Origin of the sequence: Flavipsychrobacter stenotrophus (assembly GCF_002954265.1) — a bacterium.
Classification (GTDB): Bacteria; Bacteroidota; Bacteroidia; order Chitinophagales; family Chitinophagaceae; genus Flavipsychrobacter; species Flavipsychrobacter stenotrophus.
In genome coordinates, this window is sequence record NZ_PPSL01000004.1 from 429016 (window position 1) to 449630 (window position 20615).

Annotated in this window: 17 protein-coding genes and 2 tRNA genes; 13 read left to right on the forward strand and 6 right to left on the reverse strand. The window is 41.5% G+C overall.

All coding sequences use genetic code 11. The features are described from left to right. Positions 1-70: 70 nt before the first annotated feature. Positions 71-144, reverse strand: a tRNA-Asn gene (locus CJD36_RS16265). Positions 145-262: 118 nt separating this feature from the next. Then, positions 263-336: transfer RNA gene (locus tag CJD36_RS16270), tRNA-Asn, on the reverse strand. A 240-nt stretch (positions 337-576) separates the two neighbouring features. On the opposite strand from CJD36_RS16270, the gene CJD36_RS16275 reads away from it, so the two are divergent. From CJD36_RS16275 to CJD36_RS16305, 7 genes are all read left to right on the forward strand, one after another. Beyond that, positions 577-837, forward strand: a complete 261-nt coding sequence (locus tag CJD36_RS16275) for a PadR family transcriptional regulator (protein ID WP_105040252.1) — start codon at positions 577-579, stop codon at positions 835-837. Positions 838-884: 47 nt separating this feature from the next. Further along, entirely contained in the window at positions 885-1226 is a 342-nt protein-coding gene (locus CJD36_RS16280; protein WP_205685626.1) for a PadR family transcriptional regulator, read from the forward strand. Next, positions 1227-2366: a hypothetical protein gene (locus tag CJD36_RS16285; RefSeq protein ID WP_105040253.1), complete on the forward strand. Its 1140-nt coding sequence runs from the start codon at positions 1227-1229 to the stop codon at positions 2364-2366. It abuts the gene before it with no gap. Positions 2367-2846: 480 nt separating this feature from the next. Continuing rightward, positions 2847-5255 (forward strand): TonB-dependent receptor, encoded by a 2409-nt coding sequence (locus tag CJD36_RS16290; protein WP_105040254.1) that lies wholly within the window; start codon positions 2847-2849, stop codon positions 5253-5255. Positions 5256-5457: 202 nt separating this feature from the next. Next, positions 5458-6363: an ABC transporter ATP-binding protein gene (locus CJD36_RS16295; protein ID WP_105040255.1), complete on the forward strand. Its 906-nt coding sequence runs from the start codon at positions 5458-5460 to the stop codon at positions 6361-6363. A 10-nt stretch (positions 6364-6373) separates the two neighbouring features. Further along, positions 6374-7150 (forward strand): ABC transporter permease, encoded by a 777-nt coding sequence (locus CJD36_RS16300; RefSeq protein WP_105040256.1) that lies wholly within the window; start codon positions 6374-6376, stop codon positions 7148-7150. Positions 7151-7275: 125 nt separating this feature from the next. After that, positions 7276-8505, forward strand: coding sequence for a DEAD/DEAH box helicase (locus CJD36_RS16305; RefSeq protein ID WP_105040257.1), 1230 nt, complete (start codon positions 7276-7278; stop codon positions 8503-8505). A gap of 88 nt (positions 8506-8593) precedes the next feature. On the opposite strand, the gene CJD36_RS23025 is transcribed toward CJD36_RS16305, so the two are convergent. After that, a complete protein-coding gene (locus CJD36_RS23025) occupies positions 8594-9076 on the reverse strand; it encodes a hypothetical protein (protein WP_133162673.1) in 483 nt (160 codons plus the stop codon). A gap of 52 nt (positions 9077-9128) precedes the next feature. Then, on the reverse strand, positions 9129-11069 hold the full coding sequence (locus CJD36_RS16315; RefSeq protein WP_105040259.1) for a glycosyltransferase family 2 protein: 1941 nt from the start codon (positions 11067-11069) through the stop codon (positions 9129-9131). Between the two features lie 64 nt (positions 11070-11133). Here CJD36_RS16315 and CJD36_RS16320 point away from each other — a divergent pair, with 64 nt between their 5' ends. The 6 genes from CJD36_RS16320 (at position 11134) to CJD36_RS16345 (ending at position 19436) form a co-directional block, all read left to right on the forward strand. After that, positions 11134-11436 (forward strand): hypothetical protein, encoded by a 303-nt coding sequence (locus CJD36_RS16320; protein ID WP_105040260.1) that lies wholly within the window; start codon positions 11134-11136, stop codon positions 11434-11436. 121 nt (positions 11437-11557) lie between these two features. Further along, entirely contained in the window at positions 11558-13666 is a 2109-nt protein-coding gene (locus tag CJD36_RS16325) for an endonuclease MutS2 (protein ID WP_105040336.1), read from the forward strand. 66 nt (positions 13667-13732) lie between these two features. Further along, positions 13733-15244 (forward strand): hypothetical protein, encoded by a 1512-nt coding sequence (locus CJD36_RS16330; protein WP_133162674.1) that lies wholly within the window; start codon positions 13733-13735, stop codon positions 15242-15244. A gap of 14 nt (positions 15245-15258) precedes the next feature. Continuing rightward, complete coding sequence (locus tag CJD36_RS16335) at positions 15259-16395, forward strand: hypothetical protein (protein WP_105040262.1); 1137 nt, start codon at positions 15259-15261, stop codon at positions 16393-16395. After that, positions 16388-19036, forward strand: coding sequence for an amidohydrolase family protein (locus tag CJD36_RS16340; protein ID WP_105040263.1), 2649 nt, complete (start codon positions 16388-16390; stop codon positions 19034-19036). The genes CJD36_RS16335 and CJD36_RS16340 overlap by 8 nt, the downstream gene beginning before the upstream one ends. Positions 19037-19193: 157 nt before the next feature. After that, positions 19194-19436, forward strand: coding sequence for a hypothetical protein (locus CJD36_RS16345; RefSeq protein WP_105040264.1), 243 nt, complete (start codon positions 19194-19196; stop codon positions 19434-19436). Between the two features lie 14 nt (positions 19437-19450). On the opposite strand, the gene CJD36_RS16350 is transcribed toward CJD36_RS16345, so the two are convergent. Both CJD36_RS16350 and CJD36_RS16355 read right to left on the reverse strand, forming a co-directional pair. Next, the gene (locus tag CJD36_RS16350; RefSeq protein ID WP_105040265.1) at positions 19451-19963 is read right to left on the reverse strand and encodes a hypothetical protein; all 513 of its coding nucleotides are present in this window, start codon (positions 19961-19963) and stop codon (positions 19451-19453) included. Between the two features lie 89 nt (positions 19964-20052). Then, complete coding sequence (locus tag CJD36_RS16355) at positions 20053-20553, reverse strand: MepB family protein (RefSeq protein WP_105040266.1); 501 nt, start codon at positions 20551-20553, stop codon at positions 20053-20055. Positions 20554-20615 lie beyond the last annotated feature (62 nt).

Sequence of the window (20615 nt, forward strand, 5' to 3'; positions counted from 1 at the left end):
GTTGAACGGCCCTAAAAGAGAAAATCCTCATATAAACCTGATAAACAAGTTAATATGAGGATTTCTAGCGCTCTCCCTTCTGGACTTGAACCAGAGACCCTCTGATTAACAGTCAGATGCTCTAACCAACTGAGCTAAGGAAGAATCTTGTAAAACAAAAATAAAGCGTTTTTCCGTGCTTTCAAAAAATGAAAACTAAAAAAATACTGCTTTCATTTAAAGCAAAAAAGCAGCTACAAATGAATGTAACTGCTTTTGACTGCTCTCCCTTCTGGACTTGAACCAGAGACCCTCTGATTAACAGTCAGATGCTCTAACCAACTGAGCTAAGGAAGAATCTTTACCCTATTAGATACTTTGCAATCGCTTACGCTGTATCGTTTTGGGAGTGCAAAAATAGGTTGTTTTTTAGTTCTACAAAATTATTTGCTGCTTTTTTTTAGATATTTTTTATTGGCAAGTAAAACAAGTACATCTGAATAGTTTTAAATAAATTGAGTTAAAATAAATGTGATTAATTTAACCAGATGCATTGGAATCCAATGTATCTTTGTCTTATGCTAATAAATAGTTGATATGTCGCAACTCTATACACCAGATAAAAAGCTCCTGGCAATTGTTTTGAAGTTGTTGGATAAAGAAGAGAAAATGCACGGCTACCTGCTTACACAAAGATTCAAAAGCATGGTAGATGTGCCGGTAAAGGAAGGTGCATTGTATCCTACTCTTTACTTGCTTGAGGCAAGGGGTTTGCTGGTAACAGAAACAGAAGATATGGGAAAAAGAGTACGAAAGTATTATAGCCTGAGTGCAGCAGGTAAAAGGGCATCGGAGTAACAGACAGATTGGTTAACTTGTATAAGAGAAGCTATAAATAAAAGGATATGATTTTTTCAACGGAATTGCTGAAGGGGACGCTTAAGACCATCGTTTTGAAATTGCTCGACGATAACAAAAGAATGTATGGTTATGAGATAACGCAGAAAGTGAAAGATCTGACAGCCGATAGAATTCAGCTTACGGAAGGATCGCTATATCCAACGCTGCATGCACTTGAAGCTGAGGGCTTGCTGACAACCGAACTGGAATATATTGGTAAGCGGGTGCGTAAGTACTATAGCCTCAGCCAGACGGGTAAAACAAAGTCGGCCGAAAAGGTAAATGAGCTGGCGGCGTTTATGGAAACTATGACTATTCTGCTTGATATCAAACCTAAAATTGCCTAAATGTATACCATTACAGACGAGCAGATAGACTTCATCCTTGCCGATATCAAAAAGAATGGTATCGATACGGAAGATCTGCAGCTAAATCTGCTGGATCATATTTGCTGCATACTGGAGCATGAGGTGAGTAGTGATGGCGATTTTGATGCCAGCTACAAGAGGGTGGTGCGGCAGTTTTATAAACGGGAGCTGTCGGAAATAGAAGAAGAAACAAAACAATTGCTCCAATTCAAAAACTATTATGCAATGAAAAGGTTAATGCTCATTTCCGGTGCTATTTCGGCAGCTGCATTTATAGGTGGTTCTATATTGAAGATCATGGCGTGGCCCGGTGCAAGCGCGTTGCTTTTCCTGGGGGTGGTTATCCTTAGTTTTCTGTTTTTACCGCTACTGGTGTTGCTGAAGACCCGCGAAGCAGATACCCGCCGTAATAAGCTGGTGTTGATACTTGGCGCAGTGGTAGGTATATTATATAGCATGTCGACACTGTTTGCCATGATGCACTGGCCGGGGGCTACATCACTCTGGCTCACAACGGTCATCATGTCTATAGGTGTGCTGGTGCCTACTTATTTTTTTACCGGCATCCGCCAACCCGAAACCAAAGTAAATACCATTGTTACTACTATACTGCTTGTAAGTGCCACGGGTTTGCTGTTTACAATGTTGCGTATACGCCAGCCATTGCCGCTGCAAACGTACAATTATATTAAAAATGAACAGCTGTTGAAGAAGATGCAGCGAAACCTGAATAATGTTGGTGATACCAACAACAAATTAGTTGCCGATATCAATACTGCCTGTGACAGCCTTAAGGGTATCATACTGAACAGGGACATAGCCCGCACAACTATCCCCGATGATGCCGAGCAAAAAGAGATAATTATAGCCGAGCGTAACGTGTTTATGCCGGAAACGAGTGAGGCCTTTGCACTACTGGAAAAGCTTAGAGTAGCAGTCTCTGCATACAATGCAGCGCAAACAACTAATGATAACAAAATATCGACGGCCCATACAGTTTTAGAAATTGCACCCGATAAATTAAATACCTGTACCAATTTTTTTGTGTTGAACAGCCTTACGCAGATGCAGCTGAGCCTGGTGAGCAATGCGCAGCACCCGGTGTTGACTATGAAGTAAATTGCCGGAATAGCAAGGCGTATAAAAGTGTAGTGGTATATATAGTTATGTCGCCCCTACAGGGCTGGTATTAAATTGAGGAAGTTTTGCTTAATTAGACATGCGATACCTTCGGCATCGGCCACCTAATTAATAACTGATTTGCTATAAACATGTGATGCCTTCAGCATCATTACGCACAATGACTCCTTTAACTTAATGACTTGCCTTTCTGGGCTGGTCGTTTTCGTGACTGTTCTTTTGAATACCATATTCCCTGTCAGTCAGGGGACAGGGAAACTATTGTCTTTTAAAACTACAAAATCATCGTTGCTATGTATGCCATCCTTCGTAGAGTAGCCGCTGCTTAGCGCTAAAAATCCCAATTAATTTCTCATTTCGTTTGCCTTCTTCACCTGCATTTCAGCGTGTACAGGTCTTGCTATGCCCCTAATTGTCATCACCAATCATTCATTTCACCACTCTTAAAACTTAAAGATCATGAACAGGTATTTGTTTTTATTGCTGTTATTATGCAGTACCATTTGCTCCCTGGCGCAGCCGCGTATCACAGGTGCGGTCAAGAATAGCGCCAATATACCTCTGCCTTATTGTGCCGTTGCGCTAATGGATAGCGCAGGCCATACTACATTGAAGGGTACAATAACCGGCGAGGATGGCCGGTTTGTTATAGACATACCTGTGCCGGGCCACTACAGGGTACAGGTGAGGTTAATGGGATATACTGAGTATGTTTCTGGTGTCGTAAATATTGATAGCCTTGCCGTTGACCAGGGTGCAATAGTATTACGATACGCCACGCACGGACTTGCAGAAGCTGCCGTTAAAGCACAACGCCCCCTGGTTGAATTTAAAAACGGTACCATAGTGCTCAATGTAGAAAACGACCTATTGGCTACCGGCAATACGGCACTGGAACTGCTGAAGCGGCTGCCGGGAGTGATGGTGGATGCACAGAATAATGTAACAGTAGATGGCAGGGGGGGGATAGGCTTTATGATGGATGGCAGGCTGCAGCAGATACCAGCTGGGCAAATGATCAATATACTCAGCAGTATGACCTCTGAATCTATAGCTTCTATCCAGCTTATTAAAAACCCTTCTGCCAAATATGATGCGGCAGGCACATCGGGGCTAATTAATATTATATCTAAGAAGGTAAGGCTGCGTGGCGTAAGTGGCAATCTATTTGAAAGTGCCAGCTATGGCAAGCGGGGTGGAAGTGTGTCGGCATTTTCGCTCAATTATAAAACCAACAAATTCACCCTGCTTACCAATACCAGTTATAATAACAAAGTAATACTGTTAGAGAATACCATGAACAGGACATTAAATACAGCAGGTGGCGATATGGTGATACGTGCTAAGGGCAGGTCGGAGTCGTTGAGTTCTGTACTCAATTTTAAGGGCGGCGTCGAATATGCGCCTACAGACCGCACTACCATGGGCATTAATATAACAACTGCTCCCAACACCGTAAATGAATTTGCTGACCTGAACACAACTATAGACGGTGCCAATACTTTAGCCTATAGCCTGCTTAGCAGCAAGGCATACAATCCGGAGCATTACAATAATCCATCAGTGAGTACCTATGCTGTGCATACTTTCGATTCGAGCGGCACACAGCTAAAATTTTCGGCTGACTATACCCGTTTTCTCGATGAGTATTCGGGGTTGAACAGGAACAGTTTTTTTAATAATCAGATAGAGGTAATGCCCATGCAGGCCTATAACAACCACATAGATCTGGTCTTTAAGGTATTTACCCAGAAGCTGGATTTCACCAAAATGCTCACAAAAACCATTACCCTGGAGGCAGGTGAAAAGACCAGTTTTGTGGAAAATAACAACAGTAGTTCTGTCGACATGAATGTACCAGGCACTGAAACCTATTATGCCGATACGCTGTACAACAACCGCTATGTATATAACGAACAGATATTGGCAGGCTATGTAAATGTGACCAAGGCACTGACAAAGGGAGCGCTGCAGCTGGGCTTGCGCGGAGAACAGACAAACATAGATGGCATAAATCATGCAAACGGCTATTCGTTTACACAGCATTACTTCAATTTGTTTCCTAACCTGAGTTTTGATTATGCGTTGAGTCAGAAGAATAGTCTGCAATTCAGCTATAGCTATAGGATAGACAGGCCGGCCTACAACCAGCTGAACCCGATCCGTATCTTCAGCGATGCCTTAAACTATGGTACAGGTAACCCTCAGTTGCAGCCACAATACAGCCATAAGATAAATGCAGAGGTGGCCCATGGTCGTGTGTTTCACTTCAGTCTGGCATACACGCATACCGACAATAGCATATACAGCTATTCATTTACCCGGCCCGGCATGCAGAGCAATGTGGATACCACTTTCAACTTCGCGTTTAGCGACCAGGTAGTGCTGGGCACATTTGCGCAATTCCAGTCTAAATGGTATAACCTGCAGACAATGGCCGAGTTCATGTATGGTAACCGCCGGGGAATGATAGACGGCAGCAATACATTGAATGAGACCTTTGCCATGCAGGGCAGCATGAACAATACCTTCTTACTGCCCAAAGAATGGAGACTGCAGCTAAACGGGCGATACAATACCGGCTTTTATGATGGTATACAACATTATAATCAGCGCGGCCAGGTTGATATTGCCGTGCAAAAGAAACTGCTGAAAGGAAAGCTGAACACGACCCTGGGCATCTACGATATATTCTATACCGACTATGGCAGGTATACTAGCACCTTGCCGGGGCAGCAATATTATTATAAACAAAGGCCGGATAGCAGAAGACTGCGCCTTACCCTCAACTATCGCTTTGGTAATATGAGAATAGACCGCAAGGTAAGTGATGGGGAGGATAATAGCAGGCTAAAGAAGGGGAGCTGATGAAAGTTTAAAGTCAAAAGTTAAAACCTAAAAGTGGGTCACAGCTTTGAATACTGAAGCAGCCTAATTCGTAAAGATCCACCCCAACTGGTCTTTGCGAGGAACGAAGCAATCTCGCATCGGGACGTATTCGTTTTGTATTGAGTATGCCTTTGCGCTCTTTGCCTGACCCTTTTTAATCATTCATAAAAAAATAAATTTTATGTACTGTATAGAAACAACCGATCTTACCTACAAGTTCGAAAAGGGAGATCCGATTCTTAATAATATCAACATCCGGGTGCCGGAGGGGTCGATTTATGGTTTTCTTGGCCCCAATGGAGCGGGCAAGACCACAACGCTTAAGCTCATTCTCGGGCTGTTGAAGATGCAGCAAGGCAGTATTTCGATACTCGGCAAACAGATCGACAAAGATAGAATAGCCATACTGCGTCAGGTGGGATCTTTGATAGAGGCGCCATCGCTTTATGCCCATCTTACAGCAAAAGAGAATCTACGTGTCTTGCAGATGATATATCAATGTCCCGAAACGCGCATACAGGAGGTACTGGATATAGTAGGCCTGCCCGATACCGGCAAGAAGAAGGCCGGCCGCTTTTCGTTGGGTATGAAGCAACGGCTGAGTATTGCCATTGCTCTCTTACCCAACCCCTCATTGCTTATTCTAGATGAGCCTACCAATGGCCTTGACCCCAACGGCATTATTGAAATGAGGGAGCTGCTGAAACGGCTGAATAAGGAACATAAGATGACTATTGTCATATCCAGTCACTTGCTATCGGAGGTAGAAAAGCTGGTAACCGATGTTGGCATCATCAACAAAAGCGAACTTCTTTTCCAGGGCACGCTGGAAGAATTACTTAAACAACAGCAACAATCTGCCCACAGCCTGCTGGAAACCAGTGATAATGCGGGTGCGATAAAATTGCTTACAAAGGCTGGCATTAGTGCTCACGAGGAACATGGAAAGGTGGTGATGCCAGCGGCCACCAGAGAAGCACTTGGAGATATAAGCCAGAGCCTTGCGCAGCAGGGTATTAAAGTGTATGAGATCACCACAGTGAAGAACGACCTGGAAACAATATTTATTGACTTACTCAAAAACTAAAACTAATTATATGAACGTCTCTTTTGTTAATAGTTTCAGGAGCGAATGGCTCAAAAGAAGGCATACTGCCTCATCGTGGATAGTACTCATCGGAGCGGCCTTTATGCCATTGCTGGTAATCCTTATGCGCCTGCAGGATCATGGTAAGCCGGCCGACAAAATATTTATGAAGAATATATGGGCGGCTATGTATCACCGCAACTGGACGGCCATGGGCATGTTCATGCTGCCATTCATGCTCATATTGAGTACCAGTCTTATTACCAATGTGGAATTTAAGAACAATACCTGGAAGCAGTTGCATACCACTCCTCAGAGCCTGACTACTATTTATTTTGCCAAGTTTTCTGTGATCATTGTAATGCTTATTCAGCTCTTTCTGCTGTTCAATGTGGGTATATACTTGTCGGTAATGCTGCCAGGTTATATCTTCAGCGACCTACAGCTACCTACTGATCCGTATCCTTATCAGGCTTACTTTCGCGGCACCGGTTACTTTTTTATAGATTGCCTGCCTGTTATAGCGCTCCAGTATTTGCTCAGTCTGAAGTTCAAAAACTTTATAGTGCCGATAGGTATAGGATTTTCAATGCTGGTAATAGCATTGCTCGCCCTTAACTGGAAGTATGGCTACATCATTCCCTATATCTACACGCCCCTCAATTTTAAAGAGAACCAGAATTTTGTAGATCCGTTAATGAACAGACACTATTGGGCAGCCGGTTATTGTGTAGTGCTGACTGTTGTCGGGTATATATTATATGTGACCAAAAAGGAGAAGGGGTAGTGGTATAGCACCTAGCTTGTAATGGTTGCTACTCCGGATTTAATTAACCCGTTTAATATGCTCTTAATATATAAATGCGGTTACCGCCGGTTTCTGTACTATCTTTATCCAAATTTATTTAAGAATTGAAGTTTTCAGAATTTGGATTTGATGATTATCTCATGGATGGTATTGATGCCATGGGATATGTAGACGCTACACCTGTACAAGAGGCAGTAATACCAAGCATAATTAATGGTAAAGACATTATAGCCGCCGCGCAAACCGGTACAGGTAAGACCGCAGCATTCCTGTTGCCCGTACTGCACAACATTCTCACGCACACTAAGGACGACGGTAATATTAAGTGCATGATCATTGTGCCCACCCGCGAACTGGCTACACAGATAGCACAGACGCTGGAAGGTATCTCTTATTTTACCGAGGTGAGTTCCATTGCCGTTTATGGTGGAGGCAGTGGCAACCTATTTGCTGCCGAGCGTAAGGCATTGTCATCGGGCGTAGATATTGTTATCTGCACTCCCGGTCGTATGATCGCCCACCTCAACATGAATTATGTAAAGCTTGATGAGCTGAAGTACCTGGTACTGGACGAGGCCGACCGTATGTTGGATATGGGTTTCTTTGAGGATATCACCAAGATACTCTCTTATATGCCCAAGAAAAGGCAGAACCTCATGTTCTCGGCTACCATGCCACCTGCCATCCGCAAGCTGGCCAATACCATGTTGCACAACCCGGTAGAGGTGAATATTGCCATAAGCAAACCCGCAGAGCAGATCAAACAAGGCGTTTTCTATGTATTCGACGGACAGAAGATAAAGCTGGTAAAACACGTGCTAACGCATGGCGAATTTACAAGTGTACTTATTTTCTGTAGCAGCAAGCTAAGTGTAAAAGCACTGACCGAAGAATTGAAGCGTGCCAAGTTTGCCGTAGATATGATACAGAGCGACCTGGAGCAGGAGAAACGCGAACAGGTATTGCTCGACTTCAAGAACAAGAAACTAAAGATACTAGTTGCTACAGATATCCTGAGCCGCGGTATTGATATAGAAGATATAGACCTGGTCATCAATTACGATGTGCCGCACGATGGTGAGGATTACATTCACCGTATTGGTCGTACAGCCCGTGCAGCTGCAAAGGGTACCGCTTATACCTTCGTAAATGAAAAAGAGCAATATAAGTTCAAGCAGATCGAAAAACTAATGGAGAGCACGGTCGAAAGCCAGAAAGTTCCTGACGAGTTTGGTCCTGTTCCTGAGGTCAGCGAAAATGCAAGGCCATTTAAGAAGCCGGGCGGCAGTAGCGGTGGCGGAAAAGGAAGGAATAATAAGTTTAAGAAAAAGTAAAACAATTTGGCAATTCGGCAATTTGACAATTAGCCAATGATTTTTTGTAAAAATAGTAAAGAGGAATATGTTTCGGCATGTTCCTTTTTTAATAGTCAAAATAAAGGTACGTAAAACGACTGGTGCCTATTCCGTCTCCGGAAACTGTAATATCTGCACCATTTATTGTATAGCCGTAATCATTAGCGCATTGATAACTATTGTATAGGGCAGGTTTCTTTCGACTTACGAAATGCGTGTTCTTAATATAGTATATCTTTTCAGAAGGATGGGCAACCAGTTTCCAATCATTCAAAGTAAAAAGCTTGCCTACCATGTCGCTTCCCCAAATCCCATAATGTTTTTTGTTATGGATCGAATTCATAATCCTGCAATCAAATACGGTATCGGATTGTGAAAAATAGCCCGACTTCGAATACCTGAAGATTGTGACCGATGTATCACTAATCCCGATGGTTGTATCGCGGGCTGTAAAAAATGCAAAACCAAACTGTTCATTTTTACATTCGGTCTTTCCCCGGCAGGAGAAAAGAGCAACTGTTAACGAGAGAATAGCTAGTAGTTGTTTCATATTAAGGAATATAGACTGTTAGGAACGGAGATATCATGAAAATATTATCTGACTACAGAAACCTAAAATTCTTCATCATCAATCCAATATCTGTTGCCGGGGTATAGTGCTGGGCATACGCCAGATTTATCTGTAGCTTCACGTGGTCAGATGGTTCATACCCCGCCAGTATGTTGTAGGGTGGGAGAGCTCCCGGCCGCAACGCTGGCAATCTGTTGGTTGCTGTGCCCGGGGCATAACCTACCCACGTTTTACCACCGCTAAGCACACTAAATATGTTGGTGAACATAGTCCCCGGCTTCTTTACAAGGAAGAAAGTGAATGGAAAAAGGATCAGTAATAGCAGGGACATCACTATGTCTACCAGTCGTTTATTCCGCTGCATGGCGAAAGAGGATAGGTTAAAGCTTCGGTCAATTGTATACAGGTCTCCGGATGTATTGCTTGAATTACTTCCTACAAAGCTTTGACTACCATTAAGATGTATTTTATATTCATAGCCATCACCACACTCCTGCATTTGCTTGAACACATCCAGATAGCTCAAACCATCCACACAAAAGATCACTTCATTTACACCCGTAGTATATAGCAGTTGCTTCATTTCGGGTAGTGCAGCCAATGCATTATCCCGTTCGCTCGTCGGACTAACTCTGCCCGAAAGTTCGGGTGCGTAGTGTACTTTCTGCAATATGTCGGCAGTCTGTTGGTAGGAGGTTTCATCTGCCACTATCACTGCGCGCTTTGGCAGCTTGTCGTAAGGAATGTATTTCAGGATGCCTAGACGATACAATACCTCGTGCAGTCCCAGTAATCCTACCGTACCTACGATGCCCGAGAACACTATGATCGCCCTCGAATACCTCAATTCAGCCGGAAGAAGGCCGAAATAAGCCAATATGATGATCGTACCCATTAACATGCCCCTGATTACCTTAAGCGGGCGGTAAGGGCTGTCGTAGGCCCCGTTAAAATACAAAGACACCAGCCACAGCAATGCGTAGACAGGGAAAGTGGCATAAACCGACGATGCGGGTATGGGAAATATGTTCTTTACCTCATTTACCCAGAATTGTTTTATGCCGTAAAGCGTACCTAGTAGTATTAATGCGTCAAATAGAGGCATGCGCAGCACCTTAAGCGCTGTCTTCAGCGAACCAAGTACTGCTCGCAGTATAATGCCTATGTTGATAAACAGTATGAACAACCGAGCATCTTTGGCCGAATAATGCTTTTTCACAAACGTAACCAGCGCTTCATTAAAGATGCGGACATACGATAACGTCATCTTTTTGGTACTCTCTCCTTTGTAGTGGATCAGGTCTACCTCCGGGTAATAGATGTTCTCGAACCCGGCTTTTAGTATGCGGTAAGACAGATCCACATCCTCGCAATACATAAAGTAATCCTCGTCAAATGCACCACCGGCTATGTCCATGGCCGAGCGGCGTACCAGCATACAGCAGCCACTCAGTACTTCCACAGGGGCGGTTTCCCGCTCACCGATATGCACCGCATAATACTTGTTGAAGTAAGGAGATTTTTTGAATAACTTATTGATTCCCGTAGTTTTGAAGATAGCTACCGAAAGCGAAGGGAAAGATTTTTTTCCATCCGGTGCAAAGTCCCCTTTACCATCAATAAGCCTTGGTCCCAGCGATCCTGCCTTAGGGTGGGCATCCATATAGGCCACCGTCTTCACCAGGAAATCCTCCGGCATCACCGTGTCCGGATTCAGGAAAAGGATGTATTCACCCATAGCAATATCCACACCCTGGTTGTTGGCTTTGGAGAAACCCCTATTGTCTATATTTTCTATAAGTGTAACAGAAGGGAACTTTTCGCGCACCATTGCGCAGCTGGTATCGGTAGAATTATTATCCACAACGACCACCTCAACAGCCATACCTTCAGCCGCACGCATTACAGAATGCAGGCATACCTCCAGAAAGTACTTTACATTGTAATTAACTATAATGACTGTTACTTTCATTCCTTACTGTAGCGGCTGTTGTTTTGAGGTTGCGAAGATAGTTGATTAATGGCTGAATTTCGAAATGGCTGAATGGCTCAATGAGGAACGGGAAATGCGTATATTTATTTTATTCACTAACTTTACGTTTGTGAGCAAGCCCCGCATACATATCTATAGATCGTTTGAAGAGCAAGCAGCAGAAGAAGCTGCTGCCGAAGCGGCTTATTCTCCGGTGGAGCGCTTACGTGAAACGGTAGAGTTGATATTGCGTGTTTATGGCGTTACTAGGGAAGAGTTGATGTCCAGACCCAAGAGCAAAAGGATAAATTTTACACAACCCGATTGGATTGTTAAGGCCAGGCAAATGGCACACGCTAAGAAATAGCTCTATCACATTGCCACATTTCATCGCATTCCTCCCACATTACCCTATTGCCAAATTCAATTGAGCCATTGAGCTATTAAGCCATTGGGCCATTAAAATAGTTTATTTTTGCACAGCCATGATGCAACTGTACCCGGCTACTGCCATTGAGAGTTTAGAGTTTAATAAAGTGTGTGATCTGCTGCTGCATAAATGCCGCACAGATGCTGCACGTGAAAGAGTGCAATCCATTCGTTTTCATGTACGTATGGAGCATATGCAGAAAGAGTTACTTCAGGTCAATGAGTTCAAAATGGTACTGCAGACCGGCGACCATTTCCCCAATGATTTTACCCGAAACATCACCCGCGAACTGAAACTCCTACAGATAACCGGTGGGGTACTGACCGGCGAGCAACTCCTGTTCTGCAATCAGCTGGCGCTCAATATGAAGGACATATTGCAGTGGTTCAGAAAAAATAATGATCTGTTTCCCACCCTTGAGGCTATAAGTGACAAGGTGGTCTATGAGAAAAAGATAACCGAACTCATCACATCTGTTGTCGACGAGACCGGGGTAGTGAGGGATACTGCATCTAAAGATCTCATGTATATCCGTTCCGAACTGGGTAAGGCACGCCATGCCGCAAGACGCACCTTCGATGGTGTTTTGCGCAAACTGGGCAAGGCCGGTTACCTGGCCGATATATCTGAAAGTTTCTATAATGGTCGCCGCACGGCTGCCGTACTGGCCGAGTACAAGCGTATAGTGAAAGGTATCTTGCACGGCGAGAGCGACACCCAGAAAACCGTTTTCATAGAACCTGAAGAGACCATAGACCTCAACAACGAGATATTCTCCCTCGAACGCTCAGAACAAAAAGAGATACAACGCATATTGGTTCAGGCCACAAAAGACCTGTCCGAGTTCGGGCCGCAGCTCGAAGGTTACTATCACATTAGTGGGATTTACGATTTTATAAGAGCCAAGGCAAATCTGGCGGTTGATATGAATGCGCATATGCCGCGGCTTAGTCCGCATGCGGTGATACAGTTGGTCAAGGCATATCACCCCCTCTTGTTGCTGCGCAACAAGCAGAGCGGCAAGCCAACAATCCCCCTCAATATCTCCCTCGATCGTAATAACCGCATCCTCATCATTAGCGGACCTAACGCCGGTGGTAAGACGGTATCTATGAAAACAGTAGGCCTCCTGCAACTGATGGTGCAGGCAGGTATGCTCATTCCGGCCGATGAAAATTCAGAAGTAGGCGTGTTCCGCCAGTTGATGGTGCAGATAGGGGATACACAAAGTATAGAACACGAACTAAGTACCTACAGCGCCCACCTGCAGGACATGAAATACTTCATGGACTTCGCCAATGGCAAGACCTTATTTTTCATAGATGAACTCGGAAGTGGTTCAGATCCAAACCTTGGCGGTGCCTTTGCTGAAGCGATAGTTGAAGACATGGCATCTAAAAATGCCCTAGGTATCATCACCACCCACTACCTCAACCTGAAGGTTATGGCCGGCAAAGTGAAAGGTATTTTCAATGGCGCCATGGCATTTGACGAGGAAAAACTGGAACCATTGTACCAGCTGACCGTTGGCAAACCGGGTAGCTCTTACACCTTTGCTATTGCCCAGCGCAGCGGTTTATCGCCCAAAGTAATAGCCCGCGCCAAAGAACTCACCCAGCGCGAACACTTCAAACTCGACAAAATGCTCCTGCAGACCGAGCAGCAATCGGTACGACTGGGAGACAAAGAAAAGGAACTGGACAGGCTGCTGAAGATCAACGAACAACTGAAAAAGAACCTGGAGACCGTTACCGACAAAGAGAAGATAAAGCAGCAGCACGACATACTGAACCTGCAAAACAAGATAAAGAAAGAAGAGCTGGAATACCTGCGCGACACCGAGCGCAAGTTCAAACAGATCATACAAGACTGGAAAAAAGCCGACAACAAGCAGGAAGTGATCACAGCTGCCGAGAATGTACTCTTCCGTAAAAAGAACGTACAGACCAATGCCGCCGCCGCCAAAAAGGCCGACAAAGCCTACGAACTAACCGGAGGCAAACCCCACATCGGCAACCTTGTCCGCAACAAAATAAACCACCAGGTCGGCATCCTCACCGAGTTCCGCGACAAAAAAGCCATCGTCCAGATTGGCAAACTACCTTTTACTGTGAATATTGATGAGTGGTTGGTGGTGAGGAAGAAGGCGGAAGGAAAGGAAAAATAGCCCAGTTTAATTAGCATTTGTAATTAGTTTATCTATATTTATGGATAAAACTATTATTTCATGTCTATGAAGCAACACACGCTCACTATTGATTTAAATAATGATTACAGAATTAACATCGATAACAACCTAAATTACTCTTTCTTTAAGGATGTATATATTAAGGCAAAAGAGTTGACCGACGATATTATTAAGAAAAATAAACAAAGCAGCGAAAGAAGCAAGTTAGGTGATTTTGACAAGGACGTCTTTTATAATAATGTAATAGCTTTCGTAGGGGATAGAGGTACGGGAAAGAGTTCAGCTATGACTTCTTTTGCGCGGGCATTAATATTGAAAAGTAATACTGAAAACACTATTTTTTTTAAAGGTGCTGAACAAATTGGAGAGACTGAATTTGTGTCTATTGAAACAATTGACCCATCCCTTTTTGATCAGAGAGATAACTTATTGCAGATAATTATCTCTAAAATGTTTTCAAAATTTGAGAAGACACTAAGAGACACCAATAGGCAAATAGATACAGACAAGAAAAGAAATTTAATTAGACTATTTAATGATGTTTATGAGAATCTAAAAACAATAAACCATCCTAATGAATTTAAAGGTGAGGCCATAGATGAGCTTTCTAAGCTAGCTTTAGGGTCAAACCTACGGGTAAAGTTCATGGAATTGGTAAGGTCTTTCAACAATTTTTTTGCAAACAATGACAGTAAAAAAAGCCATTTGATAATTTGCATAGATGACTTCGATTTGAATATTGCAGAGGCTTATGATATGTTGGAGGATGTTAGAAAATATTTGACAGTAGAAAATGTGATAGTATTTATATCGTGTAAGATTGAGCAATTGTTGAATGATATCGAGGAGAAAATACTGAGCAAATATCAATATGTGATTAATTTCTCAAACTTGATTGAACAGCCCAAACAGTCTGGGGAAAAATACCTTGAAAAGGTAATTCCATCAGACCGAAGACTCTATCTCCCAGAATTGAAGAGATTTAACAAAAATAATATCTTGGATATTGAAATCGTAGGTGATCCGATTAAGTATGCTGAAACTAGTATAGAAGCTTTTGTAATGGGATTGATACATAAAAAAAGCGGGTTATTTATCATACCCAGTAACTATTATATACACCCAGCAACGCCCTATTCTCTACGTGCGTTTATAAATAGTTATCAATTGTATAATAGTTTGACATTTTCTTCGTCCTCACTGTTTATATTGAGCAAAAATCTATTAAAGGAGGCGACCTCTATAAAAAATGATTATATAACATATGATAGGAATGATAAAGAGTTATTAAAAGAAGATGCAGTAACTTATCACAGTTTTTTAGAGGATTTAGACAATTTCAATTTAGATATTTTAAATAAAAATATAATATTTTTCCTACTTGATAATGACTTTATCGACGAAAATTTATCAGAAAATTCGTTTATAAATAGCATCACCTCCAATTTAAACAATCCCAAGAATATCTCTTTTGGTGATTTGATCAATATTTTGCGAATTATTCAAATAAGTATAGATCCTAATCAAGAGAGTAGCTACATTTTCTTGTATTGTTAAAGGTTATATTTAATATGAAAATTGCTGGACTAATTTATGATGAGGTAGATATTAGAGCAATTTTGGGCAATAGTTATATTGTTGAGAATGGTCATTATTTCCCGTCGTTAGAAAATAATGCAGTCAGGCGTGATATTTTTGAATTTAACTATAAATCCTTATGCGAAAATCTTGAAAAAGGTGTTATTAATGAGGAGGATTTTTTATGGTTATTCTCTTTTGTCTCGATTTTGGGGCGACGTAGTCCATTATTTATTAGGGTAATTCCTAATGAACAAAGAAATCAACTAGGATATCGGACAGATAGCATCGCAGTTTATGATCGTTTTGATTATGGTTCAAATGTTGGACAATACACTTCTGCTACATTTTCATTTATAGACTTTTTAATTAATTCATTGTTTATCGAGGAGAGGTACGAACGAATTTCTAGGCGACTTCAAAAAGCTAAAAAGAATAACGGTTTATATAAGAAAATTTTGGATTGGAGTAATATAAAAAGTAACAGAATCATGCTTTCCAATATGGATTTCGTCTCGGAATTGATTGAAGAAATATCTTTATTTGGTATAAACTATAGGGAAAAATTGCCGGACAATTATTCAGCCGTTTTGAAAAAATACTTAATAGAAGGATCAGTGAAGGCAATAGAAAAAATGAAATTAAAATATAGTTATTTAGATATTAGTAGTGATTTTATTATCGAACATCCAATAATAAAATACTGGGTAAGCATTGACAATCAAGTTAGAATTGACGATTTGTTGGATGCCGTATATCTTAGCCAGAATGGTAACAATGACGGTAATCTTAAAAAGAATGATGATGCCCCCACTACTCCTATTATATATAAAGTAGCGAAACGAAGGCCACCGCTAAAAAAAGAAGCTAGAACAAGGGATAGGTTGAATAAGACTATTGCTAGTACGATTAAGGTCCTCAGTACGATTTTAGAAAATCATAGGACAGCTAAAATTGTTTTAAGTAGACCGGAAATGGATAAAATCAGAAATGAGTACAATAAGTATTCAGAACGTAGACCAGAAATTCATCTTAATATGAAAGAAGCGTACTTCAAATTTCAAAAGACCAAAAACAAAAAGTACTTATTGGGAATAATCGACTACTTGAATGAAATGATAAATGGATAACCTTATCAACATAATTAGTACTCTATTTAGAAAGGTTAATCCAGAAGACTTATTCTTTTACGGGGGCGCTGTAGATGAAAAAAGTATTCTCAATTATTTGCTACGGCAACATAAAGAGTATATTGGCAATCACTCCGAAGATGACTGGAATAACATAATAAGCCTTGTTGGGCAAAAGTGGTTGATGACTCGTGATTTAGATGAGACTGCAAATAGGTATAACTTATTGTTACATTTCACTAAAGATATTTTAATTGAAGATCACGATCAACCAGGTGTTCAATTTAAGCACTTGCTTCGATGGCGAATGTTGTCTTATGAGATAGGTGAAGATTTGTTGACCTGTTCTACTATGGCATATAGAGATGTCGTTTCGAGGCGGCATCGAGATTTTTTCGCTTGGAAGCCAACTATAGCATCAGATAATTCAAGACTCAAGGCAATTCTAAGTGAAGGCGTAGCGGAAAATCATTTTCATTTAAAAGGTTCTGCGCCTGTCTTTGAAATCTCATGGATATCATTAATGAACCAACCCAACGAAAGGAGTGAGGAGTGGGCGGCGTTTACAAAGAAAGGAAGATTGAATGAGGCCACACATGCTGTGTTCAACTACCAAAATGTATCACTTGAAAGTTTGGTGAAATTTGCAGCGGTATTAAGGCTGCAACTCTTTGCCATGACCAGTGCTCCTTCAGTTGCAATTGATCCGTTGATACAAAACATTGATAAGCAGAATCTCGGTTCAAAATTCGACGATGTGTTTCTATTACTGCCAATTATGGAAAGTGAGAAAAGTGCTTTTACTGCAAGTAATATGTGCCTTAAGTTTCCTTACAGAGATAATAAGTATACTATAGACTATGCGATCCCTTCAAATATACACGCCTCAAATTTATCTGCCAATGTAATATTGACCGGTGAACGAATACTGCTATATAATTGTTTTAGAAATATTTTCGGAAATGGAGAAAACCACGAGGTTATTGCTCATAATCTATATATCTACTTATTGATAAAATCAAAACTTAGAGAGGAACTTGTTCAACTCAACAATAAGGTTGGTTTTGGAAATTTCTTGAGTTATCAGGATAGGAAAGAAGTATTCATAAAGTCGGGTAGTATATATGAGGTAGCATTTTACAGTATGGCGGTCGATGATACTAGTAAGAACAATCGTTTACTTTCTTTCGAGACGCGTATTGCACCTAAGAATAATGCTAACAATTTATTGAAGTCTATTATTGTAACTGACAAATTATCTGCTTATCAGTACTTTGATAATGTCACAGATAAGCTATCTAATTCATTGAGTGTAATTACTGGTACTTATGTAAAGCCCGAACCATCTAATCATCATACTATTCATTTCATTAAGCATAATCCAGATGAAAGGTATAGACATGACATTAGAGACTTGATTCTTACTGTTATTCCTCGAAACAATGTACTTAGGCAAAATGTTAAAAGAGAGGCAATTGCTATTCAACGATTACGTGAGTTTGTGACAAAAAGATCAGAAAGAATATGGGGAATAGATGCTGCGTCCTCAGAGTTTCAGGCCAGACCTGAGGTGTTTGCCCAGGCTTTCAGATACCTTAAAGGTCATCAATTATCTGGCAGAAATAATCATCTTAAGAACGAACTTGGTATAAGGAAATTGGGTGCTACTTATCATGTAGGAGAAGACTTTTTCGATATTATTGATGGTTTACGAGCTATAGATGAAGTACTTATTTATCTCGATTTTCAACAAGGTGACAGAATAGGGCATGCCTTGGCTATGGGTATATCTGCTGAACAGTATTTTAGATTCAAAGGCAAGACGCTTGCCATTTCTAAGCAAGATTATTTAGATAATATTGTTTGGGTGATATTTAAGTCTATGAAGTTTGGCATAAAGGAGTGTTCGAACGAGGTATTGAAACTTAAGATCGAATTTCATAGGTTGTTCAATGAGATCTACCTTAATAATTTACCAACAGGCTCAAATGTTTCATTTACACAGCTAGATTATCATGATGCATGGTTACTGAGAGGTGATGATCCAGAGCGATATTTGAACGATTGGGAAACTGCCGATAGATCACGTCAGAATTTGACTTATTGGGATCGGTGCGGCTTGAATTGTTCTATCTCCATCCTTGATACTGCTAGGGAGAACAGAAATGCTAGATTGCTTTACCATATGTATCATTTCAACGCTAATGTCAAAAATGCGGGTAGCCTGATCGAAGAGGTAAAGATATCTCAAGAGTACATCCGACTGGTTGACAAGATTCAGCATGAATATCGTCACTTCTTTAGCAAGAAGGGTATTGCAATTGAGTGTAATCCCACATCCAATTATTTGATAAGTACGTTCAAAAGATATGCAGATCATCCAATAAAGACATTTTACAATTTAGGTCTCACTTACGATCCCCAAGAGAATAAAAACTGCCCGCAGATAATGGTATCAATTAACACTGATGATCAGGGTATTTTTTCTACAAGTCTCGAAAATGAGTATGCTTTATTGGCGTTAGGTTTAGAAAAAGAAACTAATGCAGATGGCACTGCCAAGTATAGCCCAGCAATGATATATGACTGGTTAGATAGAATTAGAAAAATGGGCCTTGAAATGAGCTTCCAAAATAAGTAAATTCATTTGATTACTTTATATAACAAAACACCACAACCCAAAATGAAAAACCTCCTCCTCCCTCTGCCTCCTCACCACACTCACCGACACCCGCCTCCATGCCCAAACCCTTATAGGCGGCAAGCACTGGTATCGCGTAACCAGCGATTCGGGTAGGGTGGTGATACCGGCCAACTGTGTTGTTACAGCTATTGGCGTTAATTACGAGAGTAAGCGTTCTTTTCCCGAGCGCATATTTATTGACCAACTATCCTATACCCTCAATTTCGATGGTGGTATTCAGACATTCGGCTTTACCGGTGAGATCTTCAGCGGCAACAAGCCTCTCGATGTATACCTGGGCTCAAGTAAGGGCGCGCCTTTGAATAAGGGTATTATGGTCGTTACTTACTATAATTGATAGTTCAACTCCCATTATTTCCTGAACACCCATACAGGAAATGGTGCTAAAGAATCATTAATAGCGGGTTGGCCATTAAACTTGCAATAGACAAGCTCATAGTAACATTGACATGTTTTGCTGCCGTTTTCATAATGCCGGTATTCCATTTCTATACTGTCGAACGCTACGCCTTTCCTTTCCAGGTAAAACTTGTGTATGCCTACATCAGCGGTTTTAAAGATCAGGTCTCTTGAAGCAAATATGTGCTGAAACTTATAGGGCTCAGGATAGGGTGCATAGGCGAAGTCACCAATATAATATTTAGACCCCGCATAGTAGTACACCAGTGCCACAGAGTCAGATACTTTGGTAGTATCCGTATTGTCAACATAATAGTCATTGTTATTGCTATCCACTATTACAAAGCAAAATGGCGACGGCATAATACCCGGTATAGGGTCTTCGTATATGTCGGGAAATTTTTTACAGCCGGCTACTGCATAGAGCAGGTAAAACAATAGTGCGGCAATAGAAGCTTTTTTCATTTGGTAGTGTATATCATCACCAAGGTATATACTTTTTTGTAAAGCGGCAACGGCTCGAAATACATTCTGCCACTTTGAATCAGATATGACTAGTGTAGTCCATACAACTCCTTTAGTCGCTCAAGGTCTGTGTCTGTTATTTTAAGGAAATAAGCCACCTGCCACTGCTGTGTTTTCGTTGCTTTTTTGTTCAGGTCTTGTTCCCACGGCGGGTATACCCTAAATCCACGTTTGCCATCTTTGCCATTGGCCGAAAATACACCATGTTCCACCAGTGCCGTCACTGGAAAAACAAACTGTCCCGATAGCTGATCTTTGCGCACATCAATCACCACCAGGTCTATGCCATCGGTCCTATCAAACGGAGCCGTAATGCCCTGCTCGTTTCTCTTCCATACAGTAACAAAGAGGCCGGGTTTGGTGGGTGTAATTTTGGCTTCACGGTATATTACACATTTCCCATTCAGGGTAAACCTGCAACCATTATAGGCTGCGCTCTCTTTGTCGGGTTGCACGTCTGTTGCCACCCAACCACTTTTATTATAAATGGCAGTTTGTACAGACCTTGGGCCGGTGATTTGATTGTTCATAGACTTTGCAATTTACAACAATGCCGCTACCAGGCTAGCTGGTAACGGCATCAGATAAAAAA

Excerpts from the sequence above, each read along its gene's own strand:
- CJD36_RS16275 (WP_105040252.1), top strand. The coding sequence starts at position 577 with ATGTCGCAACTCTATACACCAGATAAAAAGCTCCTGGCAATTGTTTTG.
- CJD36_RS16280 (WP_205685626.1), top strand. The coding sequence starts at position 885 with ATGATTTTTTCAACGGAATTGCTGAAGGGGACGCTTAAGACCATCGTT.
- CJD36_RS16285 (WP_105040253.1), top strand. The coding sequence starts at position 1,227 with ATGTATACCATTACAGACGAGCAGATAGACTTCATCCTTGCCGATATC.
- CJD36_RS16290 (WP_105040254.1), top strand. The coding sequence starts at position 2,847 with ATGAACAGGTATTTGTTTTTATTGCTGTTATTATGCAGTACCATTTGC.
- CJD36_RS16295 (WP_105040255.1), top strand. The coding sequence starts at position 5,458 with ATGTACTGTATAGAAACAACCGATCTTACCTACAAGTTCGAAAAGGGA.
- CJD36_RS16300 (WP_105040256.1), top strand. The coding sequence starts at position 6,374 with ATGAACGTCTCTTTTGTTAATAGTTTCAGGAGCGAATGGCTCAAAAGA.
- CJD36_RS23025 (WP_133162673.1), bottom strand. The coding sequence starts at position 9,076 with ATGAAACAACTACTAGCTATTCTCTCGTTAACAGTTGCTCTTTTCTCC.
- CJD36_RS16315 (WP_105040259.1), bottom strand. The coding sequence starts at position 11,069 with ATGAAAGTAACAGTCATTATAGTTAATTACAATGTAAAGTACTTTCTG.
- CJD36_RS16320 (WP_105040260.1), top strand. The coding sequence starts at position 11,134 with ATGGCTGAATGGCTCAATGAGGAACGGGAAATGCGTATATTTATTTTA.
- CJD36_RS16325 (WP_105040336.1), top strand. The coding sequence starts at position 11,558 with ATGCAACTGTACCCGGCTACTGCCATTGAGAGTTTAGAGTTTAATAAA.
- CJD36_RS16330 (WP_133162674.1), top strand. The coding sequence starts at position 13,733 with ATGAAGCAACACACGCTCACTATTGATTTAAATAATGATTACAGAATT.
- CJD36_RS16335 (WP_105040262.1), top strand. The coding sequence starts at position 15,259 with ATGAAAATTGCTGGACTAATTTATGATGAGGTAGATATTAGAGCAATT.
- CJD36_RS16340 (WP_105040263.1), top strand. The coding sequence starts at position 16,388 with ATGGATAACCTTATCAACATAATTAGTACTCTATTTAGAAAGGTTAAT.
- CJD36_RS16350 (WP_105040265.1), bottom strand. The coding sequence starts at position 19,963 with ATGAAAAAAGCTTCTATTGCCGCACTATTGTTTTACCTGCTCTATGCA.
- CJD36_RS16355 (WP_105040266.1), bottom strand. The coding sequence starts at position 20,553 with ATGAACAATCAAATCACCGGCCCAAGGTCTGTACAAACTGCCATTTAT.